General features: G+C 57.4%; 1 pseudogene. It reads left to right on the top strand.

Annotated features, from left to right (window positions below):
• A pseudogene (locus A3730_RS30925) lies at nt 1–721 on the top strand (SPFH domain-containing protein); the annotation flags it as partial.

Below are 721 nucleotides of genomic sequence, written 5' to 3'. Positions count from 1 at the left end.
CATTGTGCGTCGTGAAGAAATCAGCCAGAAGCGCGTGGGTGAGATCAAAGGCAGTGCCAATGTGGCCATGGGCACCGAGCAACAAGACTACGGCGACGATGCCAAGGTGATATTTGTGGTACGCAAGATGCTTGACGATACCGGCGTGCCCCGGCGGAAGTCCCAGCGTTTTATTGATTACGGTGTCACCGTAGTAGAAGCCCGGGTGACCCAGATGGATCCCAACCAGCGCTTCGTGGAACGCATGCAACTCAAGCAAAAAGCCTCTGCAGACCGGGCCATTGCCCGCGAGCAACGGGTGCAGGAAGAAGAGCAGCGACTGCTGGCCATTGCCCGTGGTGAGCGGGAAGTGGCTGAGCGCCAGGCGGAAGCCAAGGTAGACCAGATTCAGCGCACCACGGAAGCGGAAACCGAAAAGCAGCTGGCGATTACCAAGGCACAAAAGCTGAAAGAGCAGGCAGAAATTGAAAAGCAGACCGCAGAAATCAATCTGGAAAAAGCCCGGGTAGAAGCGGAAACCCGTCGCACCCTGGCCGATGCAGAAGCTTACCAGAAGCGGGAAATTCTGCGTGCGGATAACGCCCTGGCCCAGAAGCTGGATGCCGAAATTCAGATTCAGAAAATCTGGGCGGAAGCCTTTGCCCAGCGCAAGGTGCCGCAGTATGTGTTCGGTGGTGGCAGCAACGGCACGCCCACTGGAGCGGATACGGAAACCAAGGCG

Source organism: Alcanivorax sp. HI0044 (assembly GCF_001634945.1).
This window is presented reverse-complemented; position numbering and strand designations above follow the sequence as displayed.